Below are 26,564 nucleotides of genomic sequence, written 5' to 3' on the forward strand. Positions count from 1 at the left end.
GGCCGCGGCGGCGGCCTCGGCGGCGCGCACCCCGAGGATCGCCCCGGCGACGGCGTACGCGCTGGGTGTCCTGCACGCGGACCAGCGGCATGAGGTCGAGGCGGCCAGGTACGCGTTCCAGCAGAGCTGGCAGAGCCGCGCGCTGACACCGTCGTCGTAAACGCATACAGGGGCGATCCACATGAACCACGGCACCATCCAGGCCGCCGGCTGCGTCCTGTGGCGCATCTCGCCGATCGACGAGGCGCTGGAGGTGTGCCTCGTCCACCGGCCGAAATACGACGACTGGTCGCACCCCAAGGGCAAGCTCAAGCGCGACGAGCGTCCCCTGGACGGCGCAGTGCGTGAGGTCGAGGAGGAGACGGGGTACACGGCGACCCCGGGAGCCCGTCTCCTCACCCTCGTCTACGAGGTGCACGGCCGTCCCAAGGAGGTCCGGTACTGGGCGGCGCAGGCGGTGTCCGGCGCGTTCGTGCCGAACGACGAGGTGGACCGGATCCTGTGGCTGTCCCCGGCGGCGGCCAGGAATCGACTCACCCAGCCGAGGGACCGTGACCTCGTGGACGCGCTGCTGACCGCGATCGGCCGTTCTACGGTGACCTCGACGTGATTGTTCGTGTCCTCGACGTAAGCGTTCCGTGACCTAACCACACCGCCTTCAGGGGTTCACCCGCCGTTCATATGAGCCCATCGGCGCCTTCACCTGATCTGCTTAATTTCGGCCTTACACGGCACGGAACGCAGAACGACGGACGTTCTCGGGCCACAAGTCTTGCCCCGCACGCCGCCGGATTCAGGACGGCGGCTCCTGGAAGGATCTCCCTCAAGTGAAGCTTCAGCGCAAGAACCGGCGGGCTCTCGCTCTCGGCGCTCTCGCCGTCTCCGGCGCCCTGGCCCTCACGGCGTGCGGCTCTGACGACACGGGCGCGAAGGGCACCGACAACAGCTCCTCGCCCGCGAAGTCGACCAGCTCGGTCAAGTGTGACGACGCCAAGGGCCAGCTCCTCGCCGACGGCTCCTCCGCGCAGAAGAACGCGATCGACGCGTGGGTGAAGAACTTCACGCAGGCGTGCTCCGGTGTCCAGGTCAACTACAAGGGCTCCGGCTCGGGCGCGGGCGTCACCGCCTTCACCCAGGGCCAGATCGCCTTCGCCGGCTCCGACTCCGCGCTGAAGCCCGAGCAGGTCGCCGACTCCAAGAAGGTCTGCTCCGGCGGCCAGGGCATCGACCTCCCGATGGTGGCCGGCCCGATCGCCGTCGCGTACAACCTGGACGGCGTGGACAACCTGGTCCTGGACGCCACGACGATCGCGAAGATCTTCAAGGGCGACATCACCAAGTGGAACGACCCGGCGATCACCAAGCTGAACCCGGGCGCCAAGCTCCCCGACCTGAAGATCCAGGCGTTCCACCGCTCCGACGAGTCGGGTACGACGGACAACTTCACCAAGTACCTCAAGGCCGCCGCCGCGTCCGACTGGACGTTCTCCGGCGGTAAGGCCTGGCAGGCCAAGGGCGGCCAGTCCGCCCAGGGTTCCTCCGGTGTCGCGGCCGGCGTCAAGCAGACCAAGGGCGCCATCGGCTACATGGAGCTCTCCTACGCGAAGGACGGCCTGAACGCGGCCTCCATCGCCACCGGTGCCGCCGCTCCGGTCAAGGCGTCCTCGGACGGCGCGACCAAGGCCGTCGCCGCCGCCCAGGTCGTCGGCACGGGCTCCGACCTGTCGCTGAAGCTCGACTACACCACCAAGGCCGAGGGCGCGTACCCGATCACCCTGGTGACGTACGAGATCGTCTGCGACAAGGGCAACAAGGCCGACTCCCTGCCCGCCACGAAGGCGTTCCTGCGCTACATCGCCTCCACCGACGGCCAGGGCCTCCTCTCGGGCATCGACTACGCGCCGATCCCGGACGCCATCATCACGAAGGTCCGCTCCACCATCGAGGGCCTGAGCTGATCTGACGGCGCGGCCCGGGGAGCACGCCTCCCCGGGCCGCGCCTTCCGGTGCACCGCCGCCCGGAGCCCACCCGGCTCCCGCAGACCGGAGAACCTCTATGGACACGACACAGATAACCGACGCTCCACCCCCCACGGACAGCCCGGCCCCGGTGATCAAGAAGAAGAGCTCGTCCCGCCTCGGCGACAAGGTCTTCCTCGGTCTCTCGCGCGGCTCCGGCATCTTCCTGCTGCTCATCATGGCCGCGATCGCGGTCTTCCTGACGTACCGCGCGGTCCTCGCGATCAACAAGGACGACGGGAACTTCCTCACCACCTTCGAGTGGAACACCGGCCTCGTCCCGCCGAAGTTCGGCATCGCGGTCCTGGCGTTCGGCACGATCGTCTCGTCGCTCATCGCGATGCTCATCGCGGTCCCGATCGCCGTCGCCATCGCGCTGTTCCTCACCCACTACGCCCCCCGCAAGCTGCGCGGTCCGATCGCCTACGTGATCGACCTGCTCGCGGCGGTGCCGTCCATCGTGTACGGCCTGTGGGGCGCCCTGATCCTGGTTCCGCACCTGAACGGGCTGTTCGGGTGGCTGAACAGCTACCTCGGCTGGACCGGCCTCTTCGAGTGGGAGGAGGGTCCGGCGCGCTCGCTGCTCACCGTCTCCATCCTGCTGGCGATCATGATCCTGCCGATCATCACGAACGTCAGCCGTGAGGTCTTCCGCCAGGTCCCGCAGATGCACGAGGAGGCGGCGCTCGCCCTCGGCGCGACGCGCTGGGAGGTCATCCGCATGGCCGTCCTGCCGTTCGGCCGCTCCGGTGTGATCTCCGCGTCGATGCTCGGCCTCGGCCGCGCGCTCGGCGAGACGATGGCCGTCGCGACGGTCCTCTCCCCCGACTTCGACATCCACGCCAGCCTCCTCAACCCCGGCGGCGGCACCTTCGCCCAGAACATCGCCAGCAAGTTCAGCGAGGCGAACGAGTTCGGGCGGGACGCGCTGATCGCCTCCGGTCTCGTGCTGTTCGTCATCACGCTGCTGGTCAACGGCGCGGCCCGGCTCATCATCGCCCGCCGCAAGGAGTACTCGGGGGCCAACTCATGAGCACCGCGACCGTCAAGAGCAATCTGCGCAGCGCGAGCCTGCCGAAGTGGACGCCCTGGGCGATCGCCGTCGGCTCCGTCGCGCTCGGCCTGCTGGTCAGCTCCGTCGCGGGGCTCGACAGCAGCATCCAGTGGGCGCTGCTCGCGGGCATCTTCTTCGTCGTCGGCACGTACGGCATCGCGGCGAAGGTCGAGGGGAAGCGGCAGGCCAAGGACCGGGTCGCGACCAGCTTCGTGTGGGTCGCCTTCCTCCTCGCGCTGGCCCCGCTGGCGTCCCTCGTCTGGGCGACCGTCCAGCGCGGTGTGAAGGTCCTCGACTTCTACTTCCTCTCCCACTCGATGGGTGTCGTCGGCGACTCCGAGCCGGGCGGCGGGATCTACCACGCGATCATCGGGAGCCTGGAGCAGGTCGGCCTCGGCGCCCTGATCGGCGCCCCGATCGGTGTGCTCACCGCGATCTACCTGGTGGAGTACGGGCGGGGCAACCTCGCCAAGGCCGTCACCTTCTTCGTCGATGTCATGACGGGTATCCCGTCGATCGTCGCGGGTCTGTTCATCCTCAGCCTCATGCTGATCTTCGAGATGCAGCCGTTCGGTTTCGCCGGCTCGCTGGCTCTCGCGATCCTCATGATGCCGGTGGTCGTGCGGTCCACGGAGGAGATGCTGAAGCTCGTCCCGAACGAGCTGCGTGAGGCGTCCCTCGCGCTCGGTGTGCCGAAGTGGCGGACGATCCTCAAGGTCGTCCTGCCGACCGCGATCGGCGGCATCACGACCGGCGTCATGCTGGCCATCGCCCGAATCGCCGGTGAGACCGCCCCCGTCCTGCTGCTGGTGTTCGGCAACTCGTACATCAACAACAACCCCTTCGAGGGTGCGCAGGAGTCACTGCCGCTGTACATCTACAAGCAGTACTCGCAGAGCGCGGGCTCCGAGGCGGCGTTCAACCGCGCCTGGGCGGCCTCCCTGACGCTGATCGCGTTCGTGATGATCCTCAACCTGGTGGCGCGCGGCATCGCCCGCTGGAAGGCGCCCAAGTCCGGTCGCTGACGCGGCCTCTAAGTCAGCGACTGTTTGGAAGTGAAGTAGACAATGGCCAAGCGAATCGACGTAAGCGGACTGACCGCCTACTACGGCTCCCACAAGGCGATCGAGGACATCTCGATGACCGTGGAGCCCCGCACGGTGACCGCGTTCATCGGCCCCTCCGGCTGCGGCAAGTCGACGTTCCTGCGCACCCTGAACCGGATGCACGAGGTGACGTCCGGCGGCCGGGTCGAGGGCAAGGTCCTGCTGGACTCCGAGGACCTGTACGGCCCCGGCATCGACCCCGTGTCGGTGCGCCGCGAGGTCGGCATGGTCTTCCAGCGCCCCAACCCCTTCCCCACGATGTCCATCTTCGACAACGTCGCGGCGGGCCTGCGCCTGAACGGTGAGGTCAAGAAGAGCGAGCTGGGCGACATCGTCGAGAAGTCCCTCAAGGGCGCGAACCTCTGGAACGAGGTCAAGGACCGCCTGAACAAGCCGGGTTCCGGCCTCTCGGGCGGTCAGCAGCAGCGGCTGTGCATCGCCCGCGCGATCGCGGTCGAGCCGAAGGTCCTGCTGATGGACGAGCCCTGCTCGGCCCTCGACCCGATCTCCACCCTCGCGATCGAGGACCTCATCGGTGAGCTGAAGGAGCGCTTCACGATCGTCATCGTGACGCACAACATGCAGCAGGCCGCCCGCGTCTCCGACCGCACCGCGTTCTTCAACCTCGCGGCCGTCGGCCAGCCCGGCAAGCTCATCGAGATCGACGACACGGAGCGGATCTTCTCCAACCCGTCCGTCCAGGCCACCGAGGACTACATCTCCGGCCGCTTCGGCTAAACCCCGCAGACCCCTCGCGGTGCTGCATGGCGGTGCCACCGCGAGGCCGTAGAGGGCCCGCCTCCTGCCGAGCAGGAGGCGGGCCCACGCGCGTTTCGGGCGATGCCCGCGATTCAGGAAGGCTTGACCGACGACACCGAGGTGGCGGTCACCTTGTTGTCGCACAGGGCCCACCACCCGTCGTTCAGGGCGACCTTGTGCTTCCCGGAGCGCTGTAGCCCGATCATCATGCTCGGGTACGCCTTCGGGGTCTTGCCCGACTTGCAGTAGCCGTCGCCCTCCCCCTGGACCTGGACGAAGGTCAGCTTGACCCACGCCTTGGCGCGCGGCCGGACCGTCACGGTGGCCGCCTTGCCGGTGGTGGTGATCTTGAGCGCGGTGGTGTGGGAGCCGCTGACGCCCGCGACCGTCGTCGGGTGGCCCTTCAGGACGCACGTCTTCTTGGAGACGTTGGTGAACTGCACGACCGCCGCCCCGGTCCCGGTCCCGACGGGCGGGTGGGCGGCCTGCCAGGCGCTGACCTTGAGCGCCGAAGCCGCGCAGGCGGGCGGCGGGGTGGTGGTGGTGCTCGCCGCCATCGCGGTGCCGGGCAGGATGCCGGTCACCGCCGCCGCGACGGCCGTGACCGCCGTCGTCGCCAGAGCCGCCCTGCGCATACCGTTGCTGTGCCGCATGCTGTCGTCCCCCTGAGTCTGTCGTCCGCGGCCGTCGGTTGTCGTCCCGCGGTACGTGAGTGCAGACAGCGCGGAGGAGCGGCGGGGTTCCCGCCACGATCCCTTGTGACAGAACGATGACAACAGAACGGCTGCTATTACTTGGGCATGCAGGAAGAAGCCGCGCGATCCGCGATCGACACGTTCCTCTCCGCCTTCAACGCCTCGAACGACAACTACGTGACCGACCTGCTCTCCCAGGCCCTGACCACGGACGTGGTGTTCTGGGGGCCGCTGGGCCGCAGTGAGGGGATCGAGGCGGTCGAGCGGTTCGTCCTGGACATCCGGCGCCACCCGGCGGGGACGGGGACGATGGTGCGGTGCTCGGCGGTGGACATGCCGGGCGAGTGGGCGCGGTACCAGTGGGTGTTCACGACACCGGACGGGGGCCCTCGGCTGGCCGGGACGGACGTCGTCCACCTGCGGCGGAGCCTCATCGACCAGGTCATCGTGTTCGCGGGGGAGATCGAGCCGTCCCGCTCCTGAACCCCTACGGCCGCCGCACCTCGAAGTGGAAGCACCCGAACTCCAGCGCCCGCACGTGCACGAGCGCGACGTCCGGATCGCTGAAGGCGTCGTCGAGGGCCGCATCGTAGCGGCGCACGGTGCGCAGCGCGCCGGGCCGGTCGAAGGGATACCGCTCGCCGGGGCTGAACCCACCGCACTCGTCGGCGTGGACGAAGACGGGCCCCTGTTCGTCGTACGCACCGGGCCGCGCACCCACCGAGGCGGCCCAGCGTCGCAGGGGGGCGTACGAGATCAGGGCGATCCGCTCGCCCGGTTCGACGGGGCGGAGGCAGCAGCGCAGGGGGGAGCCGGTGTCGTCGGGGGTCGCGGTGTACGGGACGCAGGGGCGGCCCGCGTCGTCCGTGACGCGCAGTTCCTTGAGGGCGGCCGGGTCGATGGGGAGCACGGTGTAGCTGGTCATGCGCTCATGCTGGACCGCCGCCCGTACCGTCCGCCGGCGGAAACCCGACGTCACGCTTCTTACAGGAACGCCAGATCCACGGCCCAGTACACGACCGCGGCCACCGCCGCAGCGGCCGGCATCGTGATGAACCACCCCAGGATGATGTTCTTGGCCACCCCCCACCGCACGGCGTTGATCCGCTTCGTCGCCCCCACGCCCATGATCGCGGAGGTGATGACGTGGGTCGTCGAGATGGGCGCCTTGAAGATGAACGCGGTGGTGAACATGATCGACGCACCGGTCGTCTCGGCGGCGAACCCCTGCGGCGGATCCAGCTCGATGATCTTCCGCCCGAGCGTCCGCATGATCCGCCACCCGCCCGCGTACGTCCCCAGCGACAGCATGACGGCGCAGACGATCTTCACCCAGACGGGAATCGGGTCCCCGTAGTCCTCGACGTCGGCGATGACGAGCGCCATCACGACGATCCCCATCGTCTTCTGCGCGTCCTGCAACCCGTGCCCGAGCGCCATCCCCGCCGCCGAGACGGTCTGCGCGATCCGGAACCCCCGCTTGGCCTTGTGCGGGTTGGCCCGCCGGAACAGCCACATGATCGCGGTCATGACGAGATACCCGACGACGAGCCCGACGACCGGCGAGACGAACATCGGGACGACGATCTTCTCCACGACGCCGCTCCAGTAGACGTGCGTCCCACCCGCGAGCGCGGCGCCGACCATCCCGCCGAACAAGGCGTGCGACGACGACGAGGGCAGCCCGAAGTACCAGGTGACGAGGTTCCAGGCGATCGCGCCGACGAGCGCGGCGAAGAGGATCCCCATCCCCTTGGACCCCTCGGGCGTCTGGATGATCCCCTCACTGACGGTCTTGGCGACCCCCGAACCGAGGAAGGCGCCCGCGAGGTTCATGACGGCGGCCATGGCGAGGGCGGCGCGCGGGGTGAGCGCGCGGGTGGAGACGGAGGTAGCGATCGCGTTGGCGGAGTCGTGGAAGCCGTTGGTGTACGTGAAGAAGAGCGCGACCAGGATGGTCACGACCAGGGCGAAGGTGTCCATGAGGGGGTTCAGGACTCCTTGACGGCGATGGTCTCCACCGTGTTGGCGACGTGCTCGAACGCGTCGGCGGCCTCTTCGAGGACGTCGACGATCTGCTTCAGCTTGAGCACCTCGATCGCGTCGTACTTGCCGTTGAAGAGGTGCGCGAGGAGCTTGCGGTGGATCTGGTCGGCCTGGTTCTCCAGCCGGTTCACCTCGATCCAGTACTCCGTGAGGTTCTCCATCGTCCGCAGGTTCGGCATCGCCTCCGCCGTCAGCTCGGCGGCTCTCGCGAGGACCTCGATCTGCTGCTCGACGCCCTTGGGGAGTTCCTCGACGTTGTAGAGGACGACGAGGTCGACGGCCTCCTCCATGAAGTCCATGATGTCGTCGAGGGACGACGCGAGGGAGTAGATGTCCTCGCGGTCGAAGGGTGTGATGAACGAGGAGTTCAGCTGGTGGAAGATCGCGTGTGTCGCGTCGTCACCGGCGTGTTCGGCGGCCCGCATACGCTCTGCGATCTCGGCCCGGCCGGCGGTGTCCGCCCCGAGCAGTTCCATCAGGAGTTTCGAGCCCGTGACAATGTTGTCCGCGGACGCGGCGAACATGTCGTAGAAGCTCGTCTCCCTGGGGGTCAGACGAAAGCGCACGTGGGGTCCTCGTTATGCATCGGTTTCAGTCAGGTTGATGCTAAGCGCATCATCCGGTCAGGGCTAAGGGGCCGTCCCCCAGTGTCGCCCATCAGGCACAGTGACCAGCACGGGGTGGGACCAAGGGCCCTATACCCAGCAAACTTGGCTACGATATACCCACTAGGGGTATACGAGACGAACCGGAGGACGCGATGACGACCACAGAGGCCGAAAAAACACCGACGCCCTCCGAAGAAGCGGTGCCCTCCGAGGACCACGCGACGCACGGCTACCACAAGCAGAAGGACGAACACCTCAAGCGACTGCGCCGCATCGAGGGCCAGATCCGGGGCCTGCAACGCATGGTCGACGAGGACGTCTACTGCATCGACATACTCACCCAGGTCTCCGCCTCCACCAAGGCCCTCCAGTCCTTCGCCCTCCAACTCCTGGAGGAACACCTCCGCCACTGCGTCGCCGACGCGGCACTCAAGGGGGGCGACGAGATCAACGCGAAGGTGGAGGAGGCGACGAAGGCGATCGGGCGGATGCTGCGCACGTGAGCGGGTGCCTGCGGCGCTGACGCCGGGGACGAGCGTGAGGGGGACGACGGATTCACGCCCCCGGCGTCTCGTCCCTCAGCTCCCTCACCCGCACGACCCTCAGCACCTCGTCGATGAAGTCCAGGCTGAGCCGCTCACCGTCCGCCGTGGACGCCGCGATCATCAGCTCACCGCACAGCTCGATCTCGGCCAGGGCCACGTGGTCCTGCACCGCCGTCCCACCGCCCGGAGCCACGCCCATCACCCCATCCCTACTACGACCGGCTTCCTAGAGTAGGCAGCCCCCCACATGCGGCGCATGGCACGGAAGGGCTAGTCCTCAACAGCCACGCCCATCAACTCGGGTGGTTTCGGTGGATGGGCGACTACAGGCCCGTCGCGGCCGCTCGCGCAGTTCCCCGCGCCCCTGAAAGGCGGCTACGCCGCCATCCCCCCAGCTGCGGGCAGTCGTGCCGCTAGGGGCGGCACGGGTGGGCGCAGCGGCACCCCGCAAGCGCGGGCAAGCGAAACGCCCCCCACCCCAGCCCCCACCGGACCCGCACCCGCACCCACAACCCCCTCACTCAGCAATCCGCCCCGCATAAATATCCCGAGACTCCGGCAGCCGAACCACCGCAGGCGCCCCGAAGTCGTACAGCAGCACAGTCGACGCGACGGCCACCACCCCCTCCCGCCCGCTGTTGACGAAACTGAACCGGTGCCGGACTTTGCGGATGCGGTCCTGGTCGTCGAGGTAGACGTCGAAGGGGACCTGCGAGGTGGCGAAGCCCTTGGCCGCGGCGGCGAGGGAGGCGCGGTTGCCGGTGGTGGCGTCGCGGGAGGCGAGGGCGAGGTCGGCGGTACCCCGGTAGTGGCGGACGGCGACCCCGGCGATTTCCCCCCGGCCGACGTACACTGCCGTCCGCACCCCCCGCAGCAACTCCGCCGCGGCGAACGGATCGGTGGCACCCCCGGTGACGAGATTCCCGTCCGACATGGTCGCCGTGTCCACCCGCACCCATTTGTCCGCCGGCACCCCCGCCCCCCGGTTCTTCATGAACAACGCCCCGGGCGCGAGGAGTTCGGTGATCGGACGATGCTCGCTCACCCCGGACGGATCCTGCGGCAGCACCACCCGCAACTCCCCGAGCTGCCGCCGGTAGTCGTACACGCCCTCCCCCCGGATCGTCACCCGAGTCCCGCCCGTGGCCATCTCCATGGACGTCTGGGCCCGCGAACTCCCGGCGGCGAACAGCGTGTCGGCGGCTCGGTGAAGCGTCCCGACGACGTCCCCGGGAGCCGCGTCCTCAGCGGCGGCGCCACTGCTCACACACCCCGAGGCCCCGGCCACCACCCCGGCCACCAGCCCCGCGACGGCCACCACACCGCCCCGCCTGTACTGCATCCTGCCAACCCCCAGATCGCGGGCCCCCTCGTTCCCCCCGTTCAACGACCGGCAAGTACCACCGTCACGCCCGCCACCCCTGGCGAACCCTTTGCCGAACCGGGTTACCGTTGAGTATGTGAAGCATCCGGACGGCGCCCCCACCCCCTCCACCCCCTCCGGCGAACACGCCGCCACCACCGTCGAGCAGGGCCGTTTCTGCTTCGCCCGCTGCACCTGCGGCTGGCGCGGCCCGGCCCGCCGCGCCAGAAGCCTGGCCCGCACGGACGCGGAGAACCACGCCAAAGGCTGAACGCACCCCGGCCCCCCGGCCGTAAGAACAGTCCGACGGGAACCCTCCGCACAGGGAATCCGTCTCGGTCGATGAGCGGCACACGACAAGCCGCAGACGGCAAACAGCGAGCAGCGGACGGCGGAAGCCGCGACGGAGGGCGAAGCACCATGGAACGGCGCATGTTCATCACCGGCGCGGCGGCACTCACCGCGACGGCCGTCACGGCCGGCTGCAAGCCGACCCTGACCGGCGGCAGCCCCTCCCCCGCCGCCACCGACTCCCTCGGCTACACCTCCGCCAGCGCCCCCGCCGACTGGAAGGCCCTCGCCGCCGGCCTCGACGGCCTCCTCGTCCGCCCCGGCGAGGCCGAGTGGGCAGCCGCCCGCCAGCTCTACAACACCCGCTTCGACACCCTGAAGCCGACGGCCGTGGCGTACGTCGCGCACACCGAGGACATCCGGACGACGCTGGCGTTCGCCCGCGCCCAGAAGCTGAAGGTCGCCATCCGCAACGGCGGCCACTCGTACGCGGGCTGGTCCTCCGGGGACGGCCGTCTCGTCGTCGACATCTCCAAGCTGAAGAACATCAGGGTCGGCGGCGGGACGGCCGTCGTCGGCGCCGGCGCCAAGCTGATCGACGTCTACCGCACGGTCACCGCGAAGGGCGTGACGATCCCGGCGGGTTCCTGCCCCTCCGTCGGCGTCTCGGGCCTCGTCCTCGGCGGCGGACACGGTGTCTCGTCCCGCGCGTACGGCCTGACCTGCGACAGCCTCACGCAGGCGACGATCATCACCGCCGACGGCAAGCAGCTCACCGCCAACGCGAAGCAGAACCCCGACCTCTTCTGGGCGCTGCGCGGCGCGGGCAACGGCAACTTCGGCGTCGTCACGGAGCTCCAGTTCAAGACGCACGCCGCGCCGCAGGCCGTCACCGGGTACCTGACCTGGCCGTGGGCGAAGGCGGCGGCCGTGCTGCGGGCCTGGCAGGAGTGGGGGCCCTCCCAGCCGGACGAGATCTGGTCGGCGCTGAGCCTCTCGGCGTCCCCGGGCGGCACCCCGTCGATCTCAGTCGCCGCGTTCTCGCTGGGCACCTACGGCGAACTCCAGAACGCGGTGGACCGCCTCGCCGCGAAGGCGGGCCAGCCGACGTCCGTCACCCTGCGCCGCCGCTCCTACGCCGAGGCGATGGAGGGTTACGCCGGCTGCTCCTCGTACTCCAAGTCCGCGAGCTGCCACCTCCCCGGCACCCTCCCCAACCGCACCCCCGGCGGCAAACTCGGCCGCGAAACGTACACGGCCCGCTCGGACTTCTTCGACAAGTCCCTCTCCGAGGCAGGCATCCAGACCCTGCTGAGCCAGATACGCAAGGTCCAGGGCGGCGCCGGCAGCATCGCCCTCACCGCCCTCGGCGGCGCCGTCAACCGCGTCTCCCCCACCGCCACGGCCTTCGTCCACCGCCGCTCCCGCTTCCTCGCCCAGTACATCGCCTCCTGGAAGCCCGGCACCCCGGGGACAACCGCCCAGTCCTGGCTGAACACGGCCCACAAGGCCATGCAGCCTCATGCCTCCGGCGCCGCCTACCAGAACTACACCGACCCCACCCTCACGAACTGGCGCAAGGCGTACTACGGGGACGCGGCGCCGAAGCTGGCGAAGGTGAAGCAGCAGTACGACCCGACGAAGTTCTTCTCTTATCCGCAGGGGATCTGAGACATCTTCGAGGCCATCGAGAGCGAGTGACGGAAGGGAAGTCGGCCCGGCGGAAGGCGGTGGCTCAAGCCGTCTCACCCACAGGTGCCGCCCCAACGCCAAGCGCGGCCCCCTGCAACCCCGTCACCCGCTGAATGACGACCCCCAACAGCACACCCGCCGCGACCATGAGCCCCGAGGACACCACAAGGAACCCCACCGACCCCGGATCCACCTGGCGGCCGACCACCAGCACGACGGCGTGCGCGACCCAAGCCGCCCACCACAGGTTCACGAGGAGCGTCCCCCTCCCCCAGGCCGCGGAGCTCGCCCGCCCGATCGCGAGGACGAACCCGCGGGGGACGAAGAAGTTGGCCACCGGTACGAACCAGATGCCGATCGTCCAGCCCCGGCCGGGGAGCGCGGCGTCGGGGGACAGGGCCCGCGCGTTGCGCCAGGACCGGTCGAGCCAGACGAGGAACAGGACGATCGCGAGGGTCATGAGGTAGACGAAGACCATGGAGGCGAAGCCGGCGGGCGCGTCCGTGGGGTGGAGGTAGCGGTCCCGGGCGACCGTCGCGGCGAAGCCGTCCGCCACGGCGGCCACGGCTATGGCGGCCTGCGTACAGCGGGCGAGGGCCCAGGGGGCGCTGGCAGTTCTGGAGCTTCCGGGAGCGGCGGTCATCGTCCTGTCCAAACGGCGTACGGAGCCGCAGCGGACGCCGGGCGGAGCGATCTTAAGCACAACCCCCGTACGTGTGTACGACTTTCAGGCGGCCAGATCCCGCTCCCCCGCCCCCGTCTCGCTGCGCGCCCCCGGCACGAACGCGACCCGGGCCGCCCGACTGCGGACCAGCCACCCCACTCGGGGCGAACGCTCGACGGCCCGCAGAACCGGCGTCAGCAGGGCGGAGGCCAGCGGCGACAGCAGCAGCGCGACGGCCGTGCCGAGGGCGAAGCCGCCGACGACGTCGGTCGGGTAGTGGACGCCCATGTAGACGCGGCAGAACCCTTCGAGGAGCCCGAGGACGAGGCCCCAGACACCGAAGCGCCGGTTCGCGACGAACAGGGCGACACCCATCGCCATGGTGATCGTCGCGTGGTCGCTGACGAAGGAGAAGTCGGTCTTGCCGGAGACGAGGACTTCGAGACCCTGGTGGTCGTTGAACGGCCGGGGCCGCTCGACGAACCCCCGGATCGGGACGTTGACGAGGACGGCGACCCCGGCGGCGAGCGGCGCCCAGATGAGCGCGGCGACGGAGGACGCGGCTTCCTCGGCGGAGGAGGCCCGCCGCCGCACCGTCCACCAGCAGCCCAGGATGAGCAGCATCATCGCGAACAGCAGCCCGTATTCACCGACGAATCCGACGATCCGGTCGAACCAGTGCGGCGCGTCCTTGGCGAGGCCATTGATGTCGTAGAGCAGATCGACATCGAGGTTCGATCCGGAATCGGCGACTCCAGCCATGCTGCCGCGGCTCCTTTCGTCGTGGTCGTCTCACGTCATGGTCGTCTCAACAGGAACGCATGCCCCGCTTCCATCGTTCCGTCTCCACTGAATGATCACTGAGACGTTATCGAAGGGAGACGCGTCCGCCCGACCCAGGGCCGGTTCAAGGAACCCTCACCCGTTTTCAGACAGTGGTCGGCAGCGCTTTCGCGCCATCCGCCGTCACGCGGGTCGCCCCGAAGTAGTCGGGGGTGTCGATCGGGTCGAACCGGATCACCGCGCCGGTGCGCGGCGCGTCGATCATGTACCCGCCGCCGACATAGATCCCGACGTGCCGGATGGCCCGCGAATTGGTGAGGTCGTCGGAGAAGAACACCAGGTCACCGGGGAGGAGTTCGGCCCGCGTGGGGTGCGGCCCGGCGTTGTACTGGTCGTTCGCGACGCGCGGCAGCTCGACACCGACGGTTTCGTACGCCGCTTTCGTCAGCCCCGAGCAGTCGAACCGCCCGTTGTCCGCCGCGGTGCCGTTCCCGCCCCACAGATAAGGCGTGCCGAGTTTCTTCTGCGCGAAATAGATCGCCCCGGCGGCCTGTTCCGACGGCGAAACCCGCCCGACCGGCGCCGCGAAACTCTCTTCGAGGGTCGTGATGGTCTTGACGTAATTCTGGGTCTCTTTGTACGGCGGTACGCCCCCGTACTTGATGACCGCGTACGCGCCCGCGTTGTAGGCGGCGAGCATGTTGTGCGTGGGATCGCCGGGAACGTCCTTCACATACTTCGCGAGTTCGCAGTCGTACGCGGCGGCGGACGGAATGGCGTCGGCCGGATCCCAGACGTCCTTCCTGCCGTCACCGTTTCCGTCGACCCCGTGGGTCGCCCAGGTGCCCGGAATGAATTGCGCGATTCCCTGCGCGGCGGCGGCGCTCTGCGCGCGCGGGTTGAATCCGCTCTCCTGGTACAGCTGGGCGGCGAGCAGCGCGGGGTTGATGGCGGAACAGAGGTTCCCCCACTTCTGCACGATCGCGGAGTACGCGGCCGGCACGGACCCCTTGGCCAGCGCCCGGGTGCCACCGCCGACGCCGTTCGCCATGTTCCCGGCGACCAGATAGACCCCGATGACGAGCACCATGACGAACGCGAGCCCGGCCCCGGCGACCGCGGTCACCCAGATCCACGCCTTACGCACCGTCAACCGCCCCTCGCCGGCCGGGAGTCACCGCGCGTCAGTCTACGGCCCGACCTCGCCGCGTACGGGTAAGTTCGCCCCGGTCGGACACTGTCCATCGCGAGAGCGTTCTAATCCCCCTCGGCACAGGGGTCGTCGGCTTCGTGAGGGGTGCCGCAGCGACGGCAGCGGACGTCCCCGGCTCGGGCGGTGCCGGCGCGGGCCGCGTCCGCCTTGTTCCAGGCGCTGCCCGGGGTGCGGCGGGGAAGGGGGGTGCGGGGGGTGGTCGTACGAGGGTGGGGGGTTCGGGGCAAGAGCTTCTCTATCCGGCTTCAGAGCACGCGATACGACAGACGATCGTACGCCGCACGCCCGTTCACCGAAGCCGCCTCACCCGCCGGCCGCCTTGTACAGCGCGGCCGCTTCCTTCCCCAGCACCACGCTGTACGACACGTCGTCCGTGTCCCCGCCCTGCTCATGCCCGCCGAGCACGCCGACGACCTCGTGGTACCCGTTCACCCAGGGGCTCCCGCTGGTCCCCGCGCTGAAGCTGGGGCAGGCGATCCGCTGCTGGGTGTCGCTCTCGACGGCCGGCCGGTTGGTGCACGTCAGCGACCGCTCGGAGGTGTCGGGGTACCCGGTGACGGTGACCGGCGAGGCCCCGGTGGTCGTCCCCGGGGCGAAGAGGTTCGCGCCGACGACGTCCTGGATGTTCTTGTGCGCGGCGTTGGGCGCGAGTGCCGCGAACGCGAGGTCGCTGTCCTCGCTCTGGTCCTTGGACCACGGGTCCGGCAGAAAGTTCTTCCGCAGCTTCCACACCCCGTAGGGCGCCTTGCCGTCCCGGTACCCGGGCACGAACACGACCCCCGACCCGTCGTCGCCGTTCAGACAGTGCGCAGCGGTCACGATCAGGTTCCGCCCCGCGCTCTGCACCACCGACGCCGTGCAGAAGTGCGCCCCGGCCGGCTTCCCCAGGTCGTCCGTGTCGAGCAGGACACCCACGCGGGCCGCTGCCGCCGCGCCCGAGGCCACGACCGTCACACCGAGCGGGCCCGCGCCGTCGTCGGCGACAGCCGCCGACGCCAGGACACAACTCCCTGCCATCAACACCGTCGTGCCGAGCAGCGCGAACCTTCGGTGGCCCTGCGGGCGGGTGCGGTTCATCGGAGCCACTCTGGACCATGAAGGTGAGAGAAGCATCAGACAGCACCTTTCCACCAAGTCATGACACGGCAAAGAATACGGACGTCTCGGCCACGCAGAGAACCAGCCATTCCGCTTAGCAAAGCACCGGCCGACCCAAGCGGACCTCCAGCTTCTCGGCAGAACACGGCATGAAGTGCCACCTCAAGCTCCACTTCGTGTGCAACAGGAAATGGCCAACATCAGTCAAGAGTCTGCCAAGCCAGGCGCGGCCCTGTCTATGGTCCACGTCGGCGCCGGACACGGATCGACCGGTCCGCCACTGCCGTATCGATACGGGATTTCCCAGCAGATGACTCAGGACACCGACACGCGTACCCGGCCGTCCCCGGCCGGATGCGCGTTCCCCGCTCTGATCGCCGTCGGCCTGGCCGTGACCGGCGTCTGCGGGATCCCCGGCCTGTCGAACAGCGCGGGGATCGCGACGGCGGCCCCCTGGACCGCGGAGCGACACCGCTCCGGAATCACCGTCACCGTCGGCCACACCCCCGGGCCCACGTGCTTTCGCTACGACATTCCCTTGCCGGTCGTCACCTCCGAACCCACGGTCCACCGCACCCGCCTGGCCACCTGCCCCACCCTGCCGAACCGTTGACCACCCCCCACCGGAGACGCGACGCCGGTCAGCCCCTCCTGAAGGTCCCTCAGGGACACTTCCCGCACGTCACCGGCGCCGCGCCGCGTTGTGACGCGCGTGTTTCCCCGGTCAAGTGCCCCCCATCGCGGCACCATTCCCGCACCATGCCGGGGCAATCCCCGAACCCCGTTCAGTAACGCGGAAGTCAGGATTCCGCCACCTGTCTTGTTTGTCGCGTACTCAACAAGCAACAGTCATCGCCGGGCCGCCGCCCACACCCCCACAGCACCACCCGCACCGCCCCTGAACACCCCACTTCCAGGAGGCAGTACCTTGCGTACGTCCACCAACACCCCCGCGATATCCGGCAGATGGCGCCGGATGAGCGGCGCGGCCGTCGGCACCGCGGCCCTCGTCCTGACCGGCCTCGGCACGGCGGCCCACGCCGACGCGGCGACCTCGGCGACCCCGGTCACCTGGACGGCGACCCCCTGCTCCGTCCCGAAGCACGCGGGTGACCTCACCTGCAACTCCTTCCGCGTGACCGGCGGCGTCACCGCGTTCTCGAAGGCGAAGGCGACCAGGAACCACAAGGGCGCGGCACTCACCCCGAAGGCCGCCAGCGCCAGCCCCACCGGCTTCGGCCCGAGCGACCTCCAGGACGCCTACGGCCTCACCGACGCCGCCGCGAACAACGGCTCCGGCGAGACCATCGCGATCGTCGACGCCTTCGACGACCCGAAGGCCGAGGCCGACCTCGCCAAGTACCGCGCGAACTACGGCCTCAGCGCCTGCACGACGAGCAACGGCTGCTTCAAGAAGGTCTCCCAGACCGGCTCGACGACCTCCCTGCCCACCGCCGACAGCGGCTGGGCCCAGGAGATCTCGCTGGACCTCGACATGGCCTCCGCGATCGCCCCCAACGCCAACATCCTGCTCGTGGAGGCGAAGTCCTCCAGCATGACCGACCTCGGCACGGCGGTGAACAAGGCCGTCGCCCTCGGCGCCAAGTTCGTCTCCAACAGCTACGGCGGCGGCGAGTCCTCCAGCGACGCCTCGTTCGACGCCTCCTACTTCAACCACCCCGGCGTCGCCCTCACCGTCTCCGCCGGTGACGAGGGCTACGGCGCCGAGTACCCGGCCGCGTCCAAGTACGTGACGGCCGTCGGCGGCACCGCCCTCAAGACCGCCTCCAACAGCCGCGGCTGGACCGAGTCCGTCTGGGGCACCTCGCCCACCGAGGGCACCGGCTCCGGCTGCTCCGCGTTCGACGCGAAGCCCTCCTGGCAGACCGACACCGGCTGCTCGAAGCGGGCCATCGCCGACACCTCGGCCGTCGCCGACCCGGCGACCGGTGTCGCGGTGTACGACTCCTACGGCGTCACCGCCGGCTGGTACACCTTCGGCGGCACCTCCGCCGCCGCCCCGATCATCGCCGGCGTCTACGCGCTGGCCGGCACCCCGGGCAGCGGTGACTACCCGTCGTCGTACATCTACAACGCGGCCGGCACGTCCGCGTTGAACGACGTCACCAGCGGCTCGAACGGCTCCTGCTCGGCCGACGCGAGCTACCTGTGCACCGCGGGGCCGGGGTACGACGGCCCGACCGGGTGGGGTACGCCGCAGGGTCTGGGGGCCTTCACCGGCTGACCCTCCGTCAACATCACGGCGTCGACTTCGAGGCGTCAACAGAGCGGGCCGCGGCGACAAGCCGCGGCCCGTTCGCGTTAGGGGCGTGAGACCATCGGGAAAGTGTCTCAACGACAGAGGCGCCGACAGGTTCCGCAGAACCACACCCTCAGGTTCCGCGCTCACCTCATTGCCCGGCGTGACCTGCCGTGATACACAGAGTGACGATACGAACCATTCATACGAATCCCACCCGGCAATGCCGCCAAGTCGACATACCCAGGCGGCATCGTCGGTGACAATGAGGCCCGACCCCTGCGCACGGCAGCGGGCCACGATCAGAACTACCCACCAGGGGCGGTGACTTACATGCTCTTCGCAGCCGACAAGGGCGACATCAACACCATCATCGGCGGGATCGCTCCCGACTGGGGTCCCTTCGGCAGCCTGGGTACCGAGGCCAAGACGATGATCCAGGTCGTGATGGCGTTCGCGATCCTCATCTGCCTCGGCATCGCCGTCTGGGGTGCTGCGAAGCAACGTATCGGCGCCACCGCCCTCAGGGACACCTTCAGCGCGGAACAGGGCAAGGGCCTCATCATCGCGGGCCTCACCGGAGTCTTCATCATCGGCTCCCTCGGCACGCTGTTCACCATCGTGTACGGCATGGCCGTCTAGCCACTCCCCCTTCCCTCCCCTCCCGGCTGAGGTTGCGTCCCCCTGATGTCGAGTCACCACACCGCGCCCGCGCGGGAACCAGCACGGCTACCGTCGTACTGCGCCGCGTTTTTCCACGACGCACACGCCGCACACGACGCAGAGGGGGCGCACACCGCATGAGTCCCGCCGACGAGCCCGGCCACGACATCTCAGCGGGTGGCTATGCGGGTACCCGCACCCGCCTCCCCGAAACCGACCCCTCCCGCCGGCCCCCCCGCTCCTCCTCCCGCAGCCTCGTCACCGTCGTCGCCGTCGTCGTCCTGCTGATCGCCGCGATCGCCTTCGCGAACCGCGGCAGCGGCGACGGCGGGGGCTCCGACACGTCGTCCCGCGGCGCGTCCGGGACGAAGCCGCAGGCGGAGTCGACGGCGGCGAGCGGGACGAAGCCGGTGGACGGCAAGACGGGGTCCATCCCCACGGGGTACGCACACGACAGACAGGGCGTTCAATCGGCGGCGGCGAACTACGCGGTGGTGCTGGGTTCGACGGGCATGTTCCACCAGGACAGCCGGCACACCATCGTGGACACCCTCTACACCCCGGACGCCGCCGCACGGCTCCGGCCCGCCATGGACAAGGCCTACACCGCCGGCTTCCTCGCCGAACTGGGCCTCGACGCGAACGGCGACCCGCCGCAGGGAAACACCTTCGTCGCCCGCGTCGTCCCGATCGGCTCGACCGTCCAGAGCTACTCCGCCACCGCCGCCAAGGTCGCGGTCTGGAACATGGGACTCATCGGGATGTCCGGGACGAACTCGACGGACCCCGTCAAGTCGACGTGGAGCACCTGGACCTTCGACCTCCAGTGGGTGAACGGTGACTGGAAGGTCGCCGCCGAGAACCAGACTGACGGCCCCGCCCCGGTCCCGGGTGACAACCAGGCCGCCAGCTCCGACGAGATCAGCAAGGCCATCGAGGAGTACGGAGGGTTCACGTATGCCCGGTAAGCGTGCACTTCGGCTCGCCGGAGTCCTCACCGCCGTCCAGACGACGGCCGTGCTGCTGTCCGCCAGAGCGTTCGCGGCGCCACCGACCCCCGACCCGACCCCCTCGGTCAGCGGCACCCTGACGCCGTCGCCGTCCCCCAGCCCGTCGGACGACCAGTGCCGCCTGATCCACGCGCAGGCGAAGAAGTACTGCGAACGCGGCAACAGCGGCGGCACCACCGCCAAGACCGACCCCGGCGTCTCCGACACCCTCGACCCCCTCTCCTCCCTCGCCAAAGGCTGCGCCGACGCCGCCTCCTGGACGGTGAAGAAGCTCAGCGAGGCGGTGAAGGAGACGGCGAACGTCGACTTCACGAACGAGAAGTTCCTCCAGCAGTACGCGGTGGTGTTCGCCGCGTCGACGGTCCTGACGCTGGTCCTGTGGCTGCTCGCCGTCGCCAAACGCGCGGTGCGAGGCGTCCCCCTCGGCACCGCGATCTCGGAAGCCGTCGGCTTCCTGTGGCTGACGGTCCTGGCGTCCGCGTTCACGCCGCTGATCCTCTACACCGTCGTCTCGGCGACCGACGGCATCACGGAAGTCCTCGCGAAGGCGACCGGGGACCAGACGGACACGTTCTTCGGGACGTTCTCGACGGCGCTCGCGAAGGGCGAGAACATCGGCGGCGGACCGATCATGCTGATCGTGGTGTCGCTGGTGTCGGTCCTCGCCGCCGGCATCCTCTGGCTCGAACTGGTCATCAGGACAGCCCTGTTGTACGTCGGCGCGCTGCTCGGGACGGTCGTGTACGCCGGTCTCGTCGACAAGAACCTGTGGGGGCACGTCCGCCGCTGGGCCGGGGTCATGATCGCCGTGATCATGGTGAAGCCGGTGATCGTGATCGTCCTCGGCCTCGCCGGGGCGCTCGCCGGGAAGGACGGCCCGGACTCGTTCTCCGCCGTCGTGTCGGGGCTCTCGATCATCCTGCTGGCCATCTTCGCCAGCGCGATGATCTACCGCTTCGTCCCCGGCTTCGGCGACGAGATCGCCGCGTCCCGCAACAACCGCATCATGCAGGGCGCGGAGTCCAAGGCCGCGGCGGTCATCTCCTCGCCGGCGACGCTCGTCGCCCAGGGCATCAAGACGCACAGCACACGGGCCAACGACGGTGGCGGCGGCGGGAGTTCGTCGTCCAGCACGCCGCGCCCGGCGAACCCCGGCTCCGGCGGCATCGCCGCGCACGGCTCACGCCCCTCGAACGGCGGCGGATCTGTCCCCTCCGCCGCACCCGCACCCCGCACAGGCACCCCGCACGCCAGCAACAACCGCACGGGAGGTGAAGGGCGTTGACGACCGAGTCCCACGTGTCGCACGCGATCGCGCCCCGCCGCACGTATCTGATCGGCCGCGCCCGGCCGAACGCGATCGTCGGCAAGAACCGCGAGACCGGAGAGATCGCCCTCATCATCGTGGGCGCGTTCCTCGGCATGATGTGCGGCCTGCTCGTCCCCGTGCTGGCCCTGCGGATCGTGCTGCTCACCGGCTTCCCGCTGATCGCCCTCATGGCGGTCTACGTGCCGTACAAGCACCGCACCTTCTACAAGTGGTTCGAGATCAACCGCAGTTACAAGCGCAGCCTGCGCAAGGGCACGACGTACCGCAGCTCCGCCATGGAGGCCGGCGTGGCGCTCGACGGCCGTGAGGTCGAGATCGGCCCGCCCCCCGGCATCGGCCGCATCACGTGGCTGTCCGCCCCCTTCGGCCCCGACGAGATCGCCGTCCTCCTGCACGCCGACCGGCGCACGGTGACGGCCGCGATCGAGATCGAGGGCCCGGGCGTCGGCCTGCGCGACAGCGAGGACCAGGAAGCCCTGGTGGACCGTTTCGGCACCCTGCTCAAGCACGTGGCCAACGGCGACGGCTTCGTCACCCGCATCCAGATGCTGGCCCGCACCCTCCCCGCCGACCCGGACGCGCACGCCAAGGACGTCGCCCAGCGCGGCGACGACAAGGCCCTCCCCTGGCTCCAGTCCTCGTACGACCAGCTCCAGTCGATGGTCTCCACGAGCAGCGAACAGCACCGCGCCTACCTCGTCGCCTGCATGCAGTACAGCCGTGAACTCGCCGCCGAGGCCCACGCGATGGCCCGCGCCGCCCGCCCCCAGTCCGGCCGCAAGGTCGACCGGGACGCCGGCCTCGCCGTCGTCATGGCCCGTGAGCTCACCGACATCTGCTCGCGCCTCCAGGAGGCCGACATCCGCGTCCGCCAGCCGCTCGGCCAGGGCCGGCTGTCGTCGCTGATCCACTCCATGTACGACCCCGACCACCCCATCGACCACATCCAGGCGATGACCAAGCGCAACGCCTGGCCGGCCGAACTCGACGCCATGGAACCGACGTTCCTCCAGGCGAAGACCCGCGAGTCCTCGACCCGCGCCCCCTGGTGCCACTCCACGGCGTGGGTCAAGGAGTGGCCGATGACCCCGGTCGGCGTCAACTTCCTCGCCCCGCTGCTCGTCCACACCCCGGACGTCATCCGCACGGTCGCCGTGACGATGGACCTCGAACCCACCGAGGTCGCCATCGAGCGCATGCTGACGGAGAAGACGAACGACGAGGCCGAGGCGTCCCGCCAGGCCAAGATGAACCGCACCCTGGACCCGCGTGACGTCGCGGCCAACTCCCGCCTGGACCAGCGCGGTGAGGACCTCGCGAGCGGCGCGGCCGGCGTCAACCTCGTCGGCTACATCACGGTGTCGTCCCGCTCCCCCGAAGCCCTCAACCGCGACAAGCGGACGATAAGGGCCTCGGCCGGCAAGTCGTACCTGAAGCTGGAGTGGTGCGACCGCGAGCACCACCGGGCGTTCGTCAACACACTCCCCTTCGCCACCGGCATCCGGAGGTAGGACAGATGCGGGACCCGCTCTCCCTCCTCACCGACGCCTTCACCGCCTTCCTCTTCGGCAAGGTCGAGACGACCCGCCTCCCGGTCCGCACCTCCACCGGCCAGGCCCAGGCGGTCTATCTCCCCACCGCCGCACCGGGGTTGGGCGACTCCGGCGTCATCATCGGCCGCGAGGTGTACTCCGGCAAGGGCTACATCTACGACCCCTTCCAGCTCTACGGCCAGCAGCTCCCGGCCCCCCACTGGCTCGTCCTCGGCGAGTCCGGCAACGGCAAGTCGGCCCTCGAAAAGACCTACGTCCTAAGGCAGTTGCGCTTCAAGGACCGCCAAGTCGTCGTCCTCGACGCCCAGGGCGAGGACGGAGCGGGCGAATGGAACCTCATCGCCCGCGAGTTGGGGATAACCCCCATCCGCCTCGACCCGACGGCCGCCCTCGACCAGGGCATCCGCCTCAACCCCCTCGACCCCGCGATCACGACGACCGGCCAGCTCGCCCTGCTGCGCACGATCATCGAGGTCGCCATGGGCCACGGCCTCGACGAACGCTCCGGCTTCGCGCTCAAGGTCGCCCACGCGTACGTCAACGAGACGATCCTCGAACGCCAGCCGGTCCTCACCGACATCGTCGAGCAACTCCGCCACCCCGAACCGGAGTCGGCCGAGGCGATGAACGTCGCCATAGACGACGTACGGGCATGGGGACTTGACGTCGCCCTCGTCCTCGACCGTTTGGTGGACGGCGACTTGAGGGGCATGTTCGACGGCCCCACGACCGTCGGCATCGACCTCGACGCGCCCCTCATCGTCTTCGACCTCTCCCACATCGACCGCAACTCCATCGCCATGCCGATCCTGATGGCCATCGTCGGCGTCTGGCTGGAGCACACCTGGATCCGTCCCGACCGCAAGAAGCGCATCTTCCTCGTCGAAGAGGCGTGGCACATCATCAACAGCCCGTTCGTCGCGCAGCTGTTCCAGCGGTTGCTGAAGTTCGGCCGACGCCTCGGCCTGTCCTTCGTCGCGGTCGTCCACCACTTGTCCGACGTCGTCGACGGAGCGGCGGCCAAAGAGGCCGCGGCGATCCTGAAAATGGCGTCCACCCGGACGATCTACGCCCAGAAGGCGGACGAAGCGCGGGCCACTGGACGGGTGTTGGGGCTGCCACGCTGGGCGGTGGAGATCATCCCCACCCTCACGCCGGGTATCGCGGTATGGGACGTCAACGGCAATGTCCAGGTCGTCAAACACCTGGTCACTGAAACGGAACGCCCCCTGGTCTTCACGGACCGCGCGATGACGGAGTCCTCCTCCGACGCCGCCGACGACGCGTTGCGCGCCGCCGAGTTGGAGGCGGAACAACGAGCCGCGGCCTTCATGGAACAGCACATGGCCGACCTCGACGGCACGGAATCCACGGTGGCATGACATGCCGGATCCCCACGGGCGCCCCCGCCAACCCCGCCAGCAAGGAGGCATCCCCGACAGCCTGCTCCTGGGGATACTCGCGCTGCTCCTGGTGGTGACAGTCCTGACCTGGACGGCAACGGGGCTCTCCGCCGTGTTCGCGCACGGCTCCTGGCCGTCCGACCTGTCCCTCATGGACACCCCCCTCGCCCTCCGCCACCTCATCTCCCACCCCGACGACCTCCCCGGCGCCTGGCCGGACCCCCCACCGGGTGCCCTCTCGGGCTACGGCCTCTTCTGGGGCCTGTTCATCGGCCAGCTGATGATCCTGCTGACGCTGACGTTCTTCGGCCTGGGGACGTGGGCCCGGTGGAGGATGGTCCGGGCGAGGAAGCGGGACGCCCGGCTGGCGGCACAGGGGAGGGGGCCAGGTGCTGAAGACAGCTCAGCGCCGTCCACGGGGCCTCTGACCAAACGAGGGCGGGGCGAGGGCAATTGGGCGTCCCCGCCCCTGGCGGGGGGCGGAGACGGCGCCCAAGGAGCTCCAACAAACGCCGCGCCACAGGTACCGACGTCCTTGCCTGGACCTACCTCTTCAGCCGGCGCGGCTAACGCGATCGGCGCAGGCGGCGCAGCTGCGGGCAGCGGCTCCCCACCCGCCCGCAGCCACGTCTCCTCCCCCGCCTCAGCTGCGGGCAGTCGTGCCGCTGGGGGCGGCACGGGTGGGCGCAGCGGCACCCCGCCAGCGCGGGTGAGCGAAACGCCCCCCACCCCAGCCACCACCGGACCCGCACCCACCCTCCTCGCAGCCCCCCGAGAAACCCGCCTCCTCACCGCCGCCCAGGCCCTCCAGGACGCCCCCGGCCCAGCCCTCGTCCTCACCTCGAACCCCGCCCTGTGGCACACCACCAAGGACGCGAGGGCGAAACTCGGCCCGACTCTCCTGTACGACCCCACCCACCTCTGCGACACCCCGTCCCGCCTCCACTGGCCCCCCACAACCGGCTGTGAGAACAAGGACACGGCGATCGCGAGGGCGACAGCCCTCCTCGCCCCCACCCGCCCCACCGCCAAGATCGACCAGGCCATCGCGGACACCGCCCACACCCTCCTCCGCAGCTACCTCCACGCAGCGGCCCTGGACGGCCGGACGATCAGACACGTCCACCGCTGGAGCCAGGGCACCCACGTCCAGGAAGCGGTCAAGACCCTCCGCACCCACCCCAAGGCAGCCCCAGGAGCGGCAGGCGAACTGGAGGCAGCCCTGACGGCCCACCCGGACCGCAGGGACATCGCCCAGGAGCTGACGACCCGCACCCTCGCCGCCCTCTCCACCGTCAACATCAGAGAAGCCTGCACCCCCAACCGAACCGACGCCCTCACCCTGGATTCCTTCATCCACGAGGGGGGCACCCTCTACGTAGTGGGCGACTCCATCGAGGACCCCCGCACAAACCCCGGCGCGATGCCCCTCCTCACGGCTCTCGCCGCCAGCGTGGTCGAGCGCGGCCGGCGCATGGCCGAACGGTCATCCTCCGGTCGCCTCGACCCACCAATGACCCTGATCCTGGACGACGTCGCAGCGGTCGCCCCGCTCCCCACACTCCCGGAACTCCTGCGCACCGGCGACTCCCAGGGCCTGCCGACCCTCGCCCTGGTCCGCTCGCCGGAACAGGCGAAGTCCCGCTGGCCGGACAGCGCCCTACCGTTCTGAGCCGCTCTACGCCGAGGGCAACTCCCGCGCGAACTCCAGCTCGACCCCACCCCCGTCGAGCGGAATGACCCGCCCGGTGGGCTCGAACCCGGCCCGCCGATACGCCCCCTGCGCCCGCAGATTCTCCTCGTGCACGATCAACCGCACCCGCCCGAGCCCGATCTCCGCGACCCACTTCACCGCAGCCTCGAACAACGCCCCGATCACAGCACCCCCACGCCACTCGGGCTTCACGAACACCCCGACGACATGCCCTTGCCGCCGCTCGACGGGAAACCCCGCCCAGTCGGTCCCGCCAGCCTCCTCCACCAGCACGACGACCGACCCACCCCACTCCCCGTCCTTCCCCTCCGCGACGAACTGCCGCGCCCCCGAAGCACCTTCAGCCGCATTGGCCGCCCGCTCCTGCCAGAACTCGTCCGGCTCCGCCACGGCGTTCTCGTACGTCTCCATAAAAGCGATCGAAGCCACCGGATCACGCAACGCGGCGAGCCGCAGCTCCCGCACAGCGGTCCACTCGTCGGCTCGAATCCCCCGCACCACAAAGTCGTTCATGGAATTCACCGTAACGCACCCCTGAACGCAGAAAACCCCCGCACCTTAAGGTGCGGGGGTCTCCCGGAATAATTGTTCGGCGGCGTCCTACTCTCCCACAGGGTCCCCCCTGCAGTACCATCGGCGCTGTGAGGCTTAGCTTCCGGGTTCGGAATGTAACCGGGCGTTTCCCTCACGCTATA

28 protein-coding genes, 1 rRNA gene and 1 pseudogene are annotated in these 26,564 nt (G+C 69.4%); 18 read left to right on the forward strand and 12 right to left on the reverse strand.

Going from position 1 to position 26,564, the window contains the following annotated elements:
- The 6 genes and pseudogenes from ACVNF4_RS12880 to pstB all read left to right on the forward strand — a co-directional run.
- Positions 1–160, forward strand: a pseudogene (locus tag ACVNF4_RS12880) (CHAD domain-containing protein); the annotation flags it as partial.
- A 21-nt stretch (positions 161–181) separates the two neighbouring features.
- Positions 182–610: an NUDIX hydrolase gene (locus ACVNF4_RS12885; RefSeq protein WP_461802900.1), complete on the forward strand. Its 429-nt coding sequence runs from the start codon at positions 182–184 to the stop codon at positions 608–610.
- Between the two features lie 217 nt (positions 611–827).
- Positions 828–1,958, forward strand: coding sequence for a phosphate ABC transporter substrate-binding protein PstS (pstS, locus tag ACVNF4_RS12890; RefSeq protein ID WP_461802901.1), 1,131 nt, complete (start codon positions 828–830; stop codon positions 1,956–1,958).
- Positions 1,959–2,056: 98 nt separating this feature from the next.
- The gene (pstC, locus tag ACVNF4_RS12895) at positions 2,057–3,052 is read left to right on the forward strand and encodes a phosphate ABC transporter permease subunit PstC (protein WP_461802902.1); all 996 of its coding nucleotides are present in this window, start codon (positions 2,057–2,059) and stop codon (positions 3,050–3,052) included.
- Positions 3,049–4,098 (forward strand): phosphate ABC transporter permease PstA, encoded by a 1,050-nt coding sequence (pstA, locus tag ACVNF4_RS12900; RefSeq protein ID WP_461802903.1) that lies wholly within the window; start codon positions 3,049–3,051, stop codon positions 4,096–4,098. Before pstC ends, pstA begins: the two co-directional genes overlap by 4 nt.
- Positions 4,099–4,140: 42 nt before the next feature.
- Positions 4,141–4,917 (forward strand): phosphate ABC transporter ATP-binding protein PstB, encoded by a 777-nt coding sequence (pstB, locus tag ACVNF4_RS12905; protein WP_461802904.1) that lies wholly within the window; start codon positions 4,141–4,143, stop codon positions 4,915–4,917.
- 113 nt (positions 4,918–5,030) lie between these two features.
- Here the strand turns inward: pstB and ACVNF4_RS12910 are convergent, their stop codons facing one another.
- Positions 5,031–5,591, reverse strand: coding sequence for a DUF4232 domain-containing protein (locus ACVNF4_RS12910; RefSeq protein ID WP_461802905.1), 561 nt, complete (start codon positions 5,589–5,591; stop codon positions 5,031–5,033).
- A gap of 147 nt (positions 5,592–5,738) precedes the next feature.
- Here ACVNF4_RS12910 and ACVNF4_RS12915 point away from each other — a divergent pair, with 147 nt between their 5' ends.
- Entirely contained in the window at positions 5,739–6,116 is a 378-nt protein-coding gene (locus tag ACVNF4_RS12915) for a nuclear transport factor 2 family protein (protein WP_461802906.1), read from the forward strand.
- 4 nt (positions 6,117–6,120) lie between these two features.
- On the opposite strand, the gene ACVNF4_RS12920 is transcribed toward ACVNF4_RS12915, so the two are convergent.
- Genes ACVNF4_RS12920 through ACVNF4_RS12930 form a run of 3 tightly spaced genes read right to left on the reverse strand, consistent with a single transcriptional unit; the run spans position 6,121 to position 8,245 of the window.
- Positions 6,121–6,558, reverse strand: a complete 438-nt coding sequence (locus ACVNF4_RS12920; RefSeq protein WP_461802907.1) for a DUF1203 domain-containing protein — start codon at positions 6,556–6,558, stop codon at positions 6,121–6,123.
- 59 nt (positions 6,559–6,617) lie between these two features.
- The gene (locus tag ACVNF4_RS12925; protein ID WP_461802908.1) at positions 6,618–7,616 is read right to left on the reverse strand and encodes an inorganic phosphate transporter; all 999 of its coding nucleotides are present in this window, start codon (positions 7,614–7,616) and stop codon (positions 6,618–6,620) included.
- A gap of 8 nt (positions 7,617–7,624) precedes the next feature.
- Complete coding sequence (locus ACVNF4_RS12930; RefSeq protein WP_187748798.1) at positions 7,625–8,245, reverse strand: DUF47 domain-containing protein; 621 nt, start codon at positions 8,243–8,245, stop codon at positions 7,625–7,627.
- 194 nt (positions 8,246–8,439) lie between these two features.
- On the opposite strand from ACVNF4_RS12930, the gene ACVNF4_RS12935 reads away from it, so the two are divergent.
- Complete coding sequence (locus ACVNF4_RS12935) at positions 8,440–8,790, forward strand: metal-sensitive transcriptional regulator (RefSeq protein ID WP_461802909.1); 351 nt, start codon at positions 8,440–8,442, stop codon at positions 8,788–8,790.
- A 52-nt stretch (positions 8,791–8,842) separates the two neighbouring features.
- Here the strand turns inward: ACVNF4_RS12935 and ACVNF4_RS12940 are convergent, their stop codons facing one another.
- Both ACVNF4_RS12940 and ACVNF4_RS12945 read right to left on the reverse strand, forming a co-directional pair.
- A complete protein-coding gene (locus ACVNF4_RS12940) occupies positions 8,843–9,031 on the reverse strand; it encodes a hypothetical protein (RefSeq protein ID WP_461802910.1) in 189 nt (62 codons plus the stop codon).
- A 318-nt stretch (positions 9,032–9,349) separates the two neighbouring features.
- Positions 9,350–10,174: a hypothetical protein gene (locus tag ACVNF4_RS12945; protein ID WP_461802911.1), complete on the reverse strand. Its 825-nt coding sequence runs from the start codon at positions 10,172–10,174 to the stop codon at positions 9,350–9,352.
- Positions 10,175–10,292: 118 nt separating this feature from the next.
- Between ACVNF4_RS12945 and ACVNF4_RS12950 the strand changes: the two genes are divergently transcribed.
- Both ACVNF4_RS12950 and ACVNF4_RS12955 read left to right on the forward strand, forming a co-directional pair.
- On the forward strand, positions 10,293–10,466 hold the full coding sequence (locus tag ACVNF4_RS12950; RefSeq protein WP_461802912.1) for a hypothetical protein: 174 nt from the start codon (positions 10,293–10,295) through the stop codon (positions 10,464–10,466).
- Between the two features lie 149 nt (positions 10,467–10,615).
- Positions 10,616–12,157 carry an FAD-binding oxidoreductase gene (locus tag ACVNF4_RS12955; protein WP_461802913.1) on the forward strand — a complete coding sequence of 514 codons (1,542 nt, stop codon included), beginning with the start codon at positions 10,616–10,618 and terminating at the stop codon, positions 12,155–12,157.
- A 64-nt stretch (positions 12,158–12,221) separates the two neighbouring features.
- On the opposite strand, the gene ACVNF4_RS12960 is transcribed toward ACVNF4_RS12955, so the two are convergent.
- The 4 genes from ACVNF4_RS12960 to ACVNF4_RS12975 form a co-directional block, all read right to left on the reverse strand.
- Positions 12,222–12,821: a DUF4328 domain-containing protein gene (locus ACVNF4_RS12960; protein ID WP_461802914.1), complete on the reverse strand. Its 600-nt coding sequence runs from the start codon at positions 12,819–12,821 to the stop codon at positions 12,222–12,224.
- 84 nt (positions 12,822–12,905) lie between these two features.
- Complete coding sequence (locus ACVNF4_RS12965) at positions 12,906–13,604, reverse strand: phosphatase PAP2 family protein (protein WP_461802915.1); 699 nt, start codon at positions 13,602–13,604, stop codon at positions 12,906–12,908.
- 166 nt (positions 13,605–13,770) lie between these two features.
- Positions 13,771–14,778, reverse strand: a complete 1,008-nt coding sequence (locus ACVNF4_RS12970; protein ID WP_461802916.1) for a C40 family peptidase — start codon at positions 14,776–14,778, stop codon at positions 13,771–13,773.
- Between the two features lie 363 nt (positions 14,779–15,141).
- Positions 15,142–15,915, reverse strand: coding sequence for a trypsin-like serine peptidase (locus ACVNF4_RS12975; protein WP_461802917.1), 774 nt, complete (start codon positions 15,913–15,915; stop codon positions 15,142–15,144).
- A 331-nt stretch (positions 15,916–16,246) separates the two neighbouring features.
- Here ACVNF4_RS12975 and ACVNF4_RS12980 point away from each other — a divergent pair, with 331 nt between their 5' ends.
- The 8 genes from ACVNF4_RS12980 (at position 16,247) to ACVNF4_RS13015 (ending at position 25,827) form a co-directional block, all read left to right on the forward strand.
- Positions 16,247–16,549 carry a hypothetical protein gene (locus ACVNF4_RS12980; RefSeq protein WP_461802918.1) on the forward strand — a complete coding sequence of 101 codons (303 nt, stop codon included), beginning with the start codon at positions 16,247–16,249 and terminating at the stop codon, positions 16,547–16,549.
- A gap of 315 nt (positions 16,550–16,864) precedes the next feature.
- The gene (locus ACVNF4_RS12985) at positions 16,865–18,181 is read left to right on the forward strand and encodes a S53 family peptidase (RefSeq protein ID WP_461802919.1); all 1,317 of its coding nucleotides are present in this window, start codon (positions 16,865–16,867) and stop codon (positions 18,179–18,181) included.
- A 348-nt stretch (positions 18,182–18,529) separates the two neighbouring features.
- Complete coding sequence (locus ACVNF4_RS12990) at positions 18,530–18,838, forward strand: hypothetical protein (protein WP_010355696.1); 309 nt, start codon at positions 18,530–18,532, stop codon at positions 18,836–18,838.
- 158 nt (positions 18,839–18,996) lie between these two features.
- Positions 18,997–19,827 carry a hypothetical protein gene (locus ACVNF4_RS12995; RefSeq protein ID WP_461802920.1) on the forward strand — a complete coding sequence of 277 codons (831 nt, stop codon included), beginning with the start codon at positions 18,997–18,999 and terminating at the stop codon, positions 19,825–19,827.
- Positions 19,817–21,154, forward strand: coding sequence for a hypothetical protein (locus ACVNF4_RS13000; RefSeq protein ID WP_461802921.1), 1,338 nt, complete (start codon positions 19,817–19,819; stop codon positions 21,152–21,154). The genes ACVNF4_RS12995 and ACVNF4_RS13000 overlap by 11 nt, the downstream gene beginning before the upstream one ends.
- Positions 21,151–22,710: an SCO6880 family protein gene (locus ACVNF4_RS13005; protein ID WP_461802922.1), complete on the forward strand. Its 1,560-nt coding sequence runs from the start codon at positions 21,151–21,153 to the stop codon at positions 22,708–22,710. The genes ACVNF4_RS13000 and ACVNF4_RS13005 overlap by 4 nt, the downstream gene beginning before the upstream one ends.
- A gap of 5 nt (positions 22,711–22,715) precedes the next feature.
- On the forward strand, positions 22,716–24,134 hold the full coding sequence (locus ACVNF4_RS13010) for an ATP-binding protein (RefSeq protein ID WP_461802923.1): 1,419 nt from the start codon (positions 22,716–22,718) through the stop codon (positions 24,132–24,134).
- A 1-nt stretch (position 24,135) separates the two neighbouring features.
- Positions 24,136–25,827, forward strand: coding sequence for a type IV secretory system conjugative DNA transfer family protein (locus tag ACVNF4_RS13015; protein ID WP_461802924.1), 1,692 nt, complete (start codon positions 24,136–24,138; stop codon positions 25,825–25,827).
- A 6-nt stretch (positions 25,828–25,833) separates the two neighbouring features.
- On the opposite strand, the gene ACVNF4_RS13020 is transcribed toward ACVNF4_RS13015, so the two are convergent.
- Positions 25,834–26,382: a GNAT family N-acetyltransferase gene (locus ACVNF4_RS13020; RefSeq protein ID WP_461802925.1), complete on the reverse strand. Its 549-nt coding sequence runs from the start codon at positions 26,380–26,382 to the stop codon at positions 25,834–25,836.
- Positions 26,383–26,456: 74 nt separating this feature from the next.
- Positions 26,457–26,564 (reverse strand): 5S ribosomal RNA (gene rrf / locus ACVNF4_RS13025); the annotation flags it as partial.

Source organism: Streptomyces sp. S6 (assembly GCF_054880855.1).

Bases quoted from the DNA above. Each gene is read 5' to 3' on its own strand.
- ACVNF4_RS12885 (WP_461802900.1), top strand. From the start codon at position 182: ATGAACCACGGCACCATCCAGGCCGCCGGCTGCGTCCTGTGGCGCATC.
- pstC (WP_461802902.1), top strand. From the start codon at position 2,057: ATGGACACGACACAGATAACCGACGCTCCACCCCCCACGGACAGCCCG.
- pstA (WP_461802903.1), top strand. From the start codon at position 3,049: ATGAGCACCGCGACCGTCAAGAGCAATCTGCGCAGCGCGAGCCTGCCG.
- pstB (WP_461802904.1), top strand. From the start codon at position 4,141: ATGGCCAAGCGAATCGACGTAAGCGGACTGACCGCCTACTACGGCTCC.
- ACVNF4_RS12910 (WP_461802905.1), bottom strand. From the start codon at position 5,591: ATGCGGCACAGCAACGGTATGCGCAGGGCGGCTCTGGCGACGACGGCG.
- ACVNF4_RS12915 (WP_461802906.1), top strand. From the start codon at position 5,739: ATGCAGGAAGAAGCCGCGCGATCCGCGATCGACACGTTCCTCTCCGCC.
- ACVNF4_RS12920 (WP_461802907.1), bottom strand. From the start codon at position 6,558: ATGACCAGCTACACCGTGCTCCCCATCGACCCGGCCGCCCTCAAGGAA.
- ACVNF4_RS12925 (WP_461802908.1), bottom strand. From the start codon at position 7,616: ATGGACACCTTCGCCCTGGTCGTGACCATCCTGGTCGCGCTCTTCTTC.
- ACVNF4_RS12935 (WP_461802909.1), top strand. From the start codon at position 8,440: ATGACGACCACAGAGGCCGAAAAAACACCGACGCCCTCCGAAGAAGCG.
- ACVNF4_RS12940 (WP_461802910.1), bottom strand. From the start codon at position 9,031: ATGGGCGTGGCTCCGGGCGGTGGGACGGCGGTGCAGGACCACGTGGCC.
- ACVNF4_RS12945 (WP_461802911.1), bottom strand. From the start codon at position 10,174: ATGCAGTACAGGCGGGGCGGTGTGGTGGCCGTCGCGGGGCTGGTGGCC.
- ACVNF4_RS12955 (WP_461802913.1), top strand. From the start codon at position 10,616: ATGGAACGGCGCATGTTCATCACCGGCGCGGCGGCACTCACCGCGACG.
- ACVNF4_RS12960 (WP_461802914.1), bottom strand. From the start codon at position 12,821: ATGACCGCCGCTCCCGGAAGCTCCAGAACTGCCAGCGCCCCCTGGGCC.
- ACVNF4_RS12965 (WP_461802915.1), bottom strand. From the start codon at position 13,604: ATGGCTGGAGTCGCCGATTCCGGATCGAACCTCGATGTCGATCTGCTC.
- ACVNF4_RS12975 (WP_461802917.1), bottom strand. From the start codon at position 15,915: ATGAACCGCACCCGCCCGCAGGGCCACCGAAGGTTCGCGCTGCTCGGC.
- ACVNF4_RS12980 (WP_461802918.1), top strand. From the start codon at position 16,247: ATGACTCAGGACACCGACACGCGTACCCGGCCGTCCCCGGCCGGATGC.
- ACVNF4_RS12990 (WP_010355696.1), top strand. From the start codon at position 18,530: ATGCTCTTCGCAGCCGACAAGGGCGACATCAACACCATCATCGGCGGG.
- ACVNF4_RS12995 (WP_461802920.1), top strand. From the start codon at position 18,997: ATGAGTCCCGCCGACGAGCCCGGCCACGACATCTCAGCGGGTGGCTAT.
- ACVNF4_RS13000 (WP_461802921.1), top strand. From the start codon at position 19,817: ATGCCCGGTAAGCGTGCACTTCGGCTCGCCGGAGTCCTCACCGCCGTC.
- ACVNF4_RS13010 (WP_461802923.1), top strand. From the start codon at position 22,716: ATGCGGGACCCGCTCTCCCTCCTCACCGACGCCTTCACCGCCTTCCTC.
- ACVNF4_RS13015 (WP_461802924.1), top strand. From the start codon at position 24,136: ATGCCGGATCCCCACGGGCGCCCCCGCCAACCCCGCCAGCAAGGAGGC.
- ACVNF4_RS13020 (WP_461802925.1), bottom strand. From the start codon at position 26,382: ATGAACGACTTTGTGGTGCGGGGGATTCGAGCCGACGAGTGGACCGCT.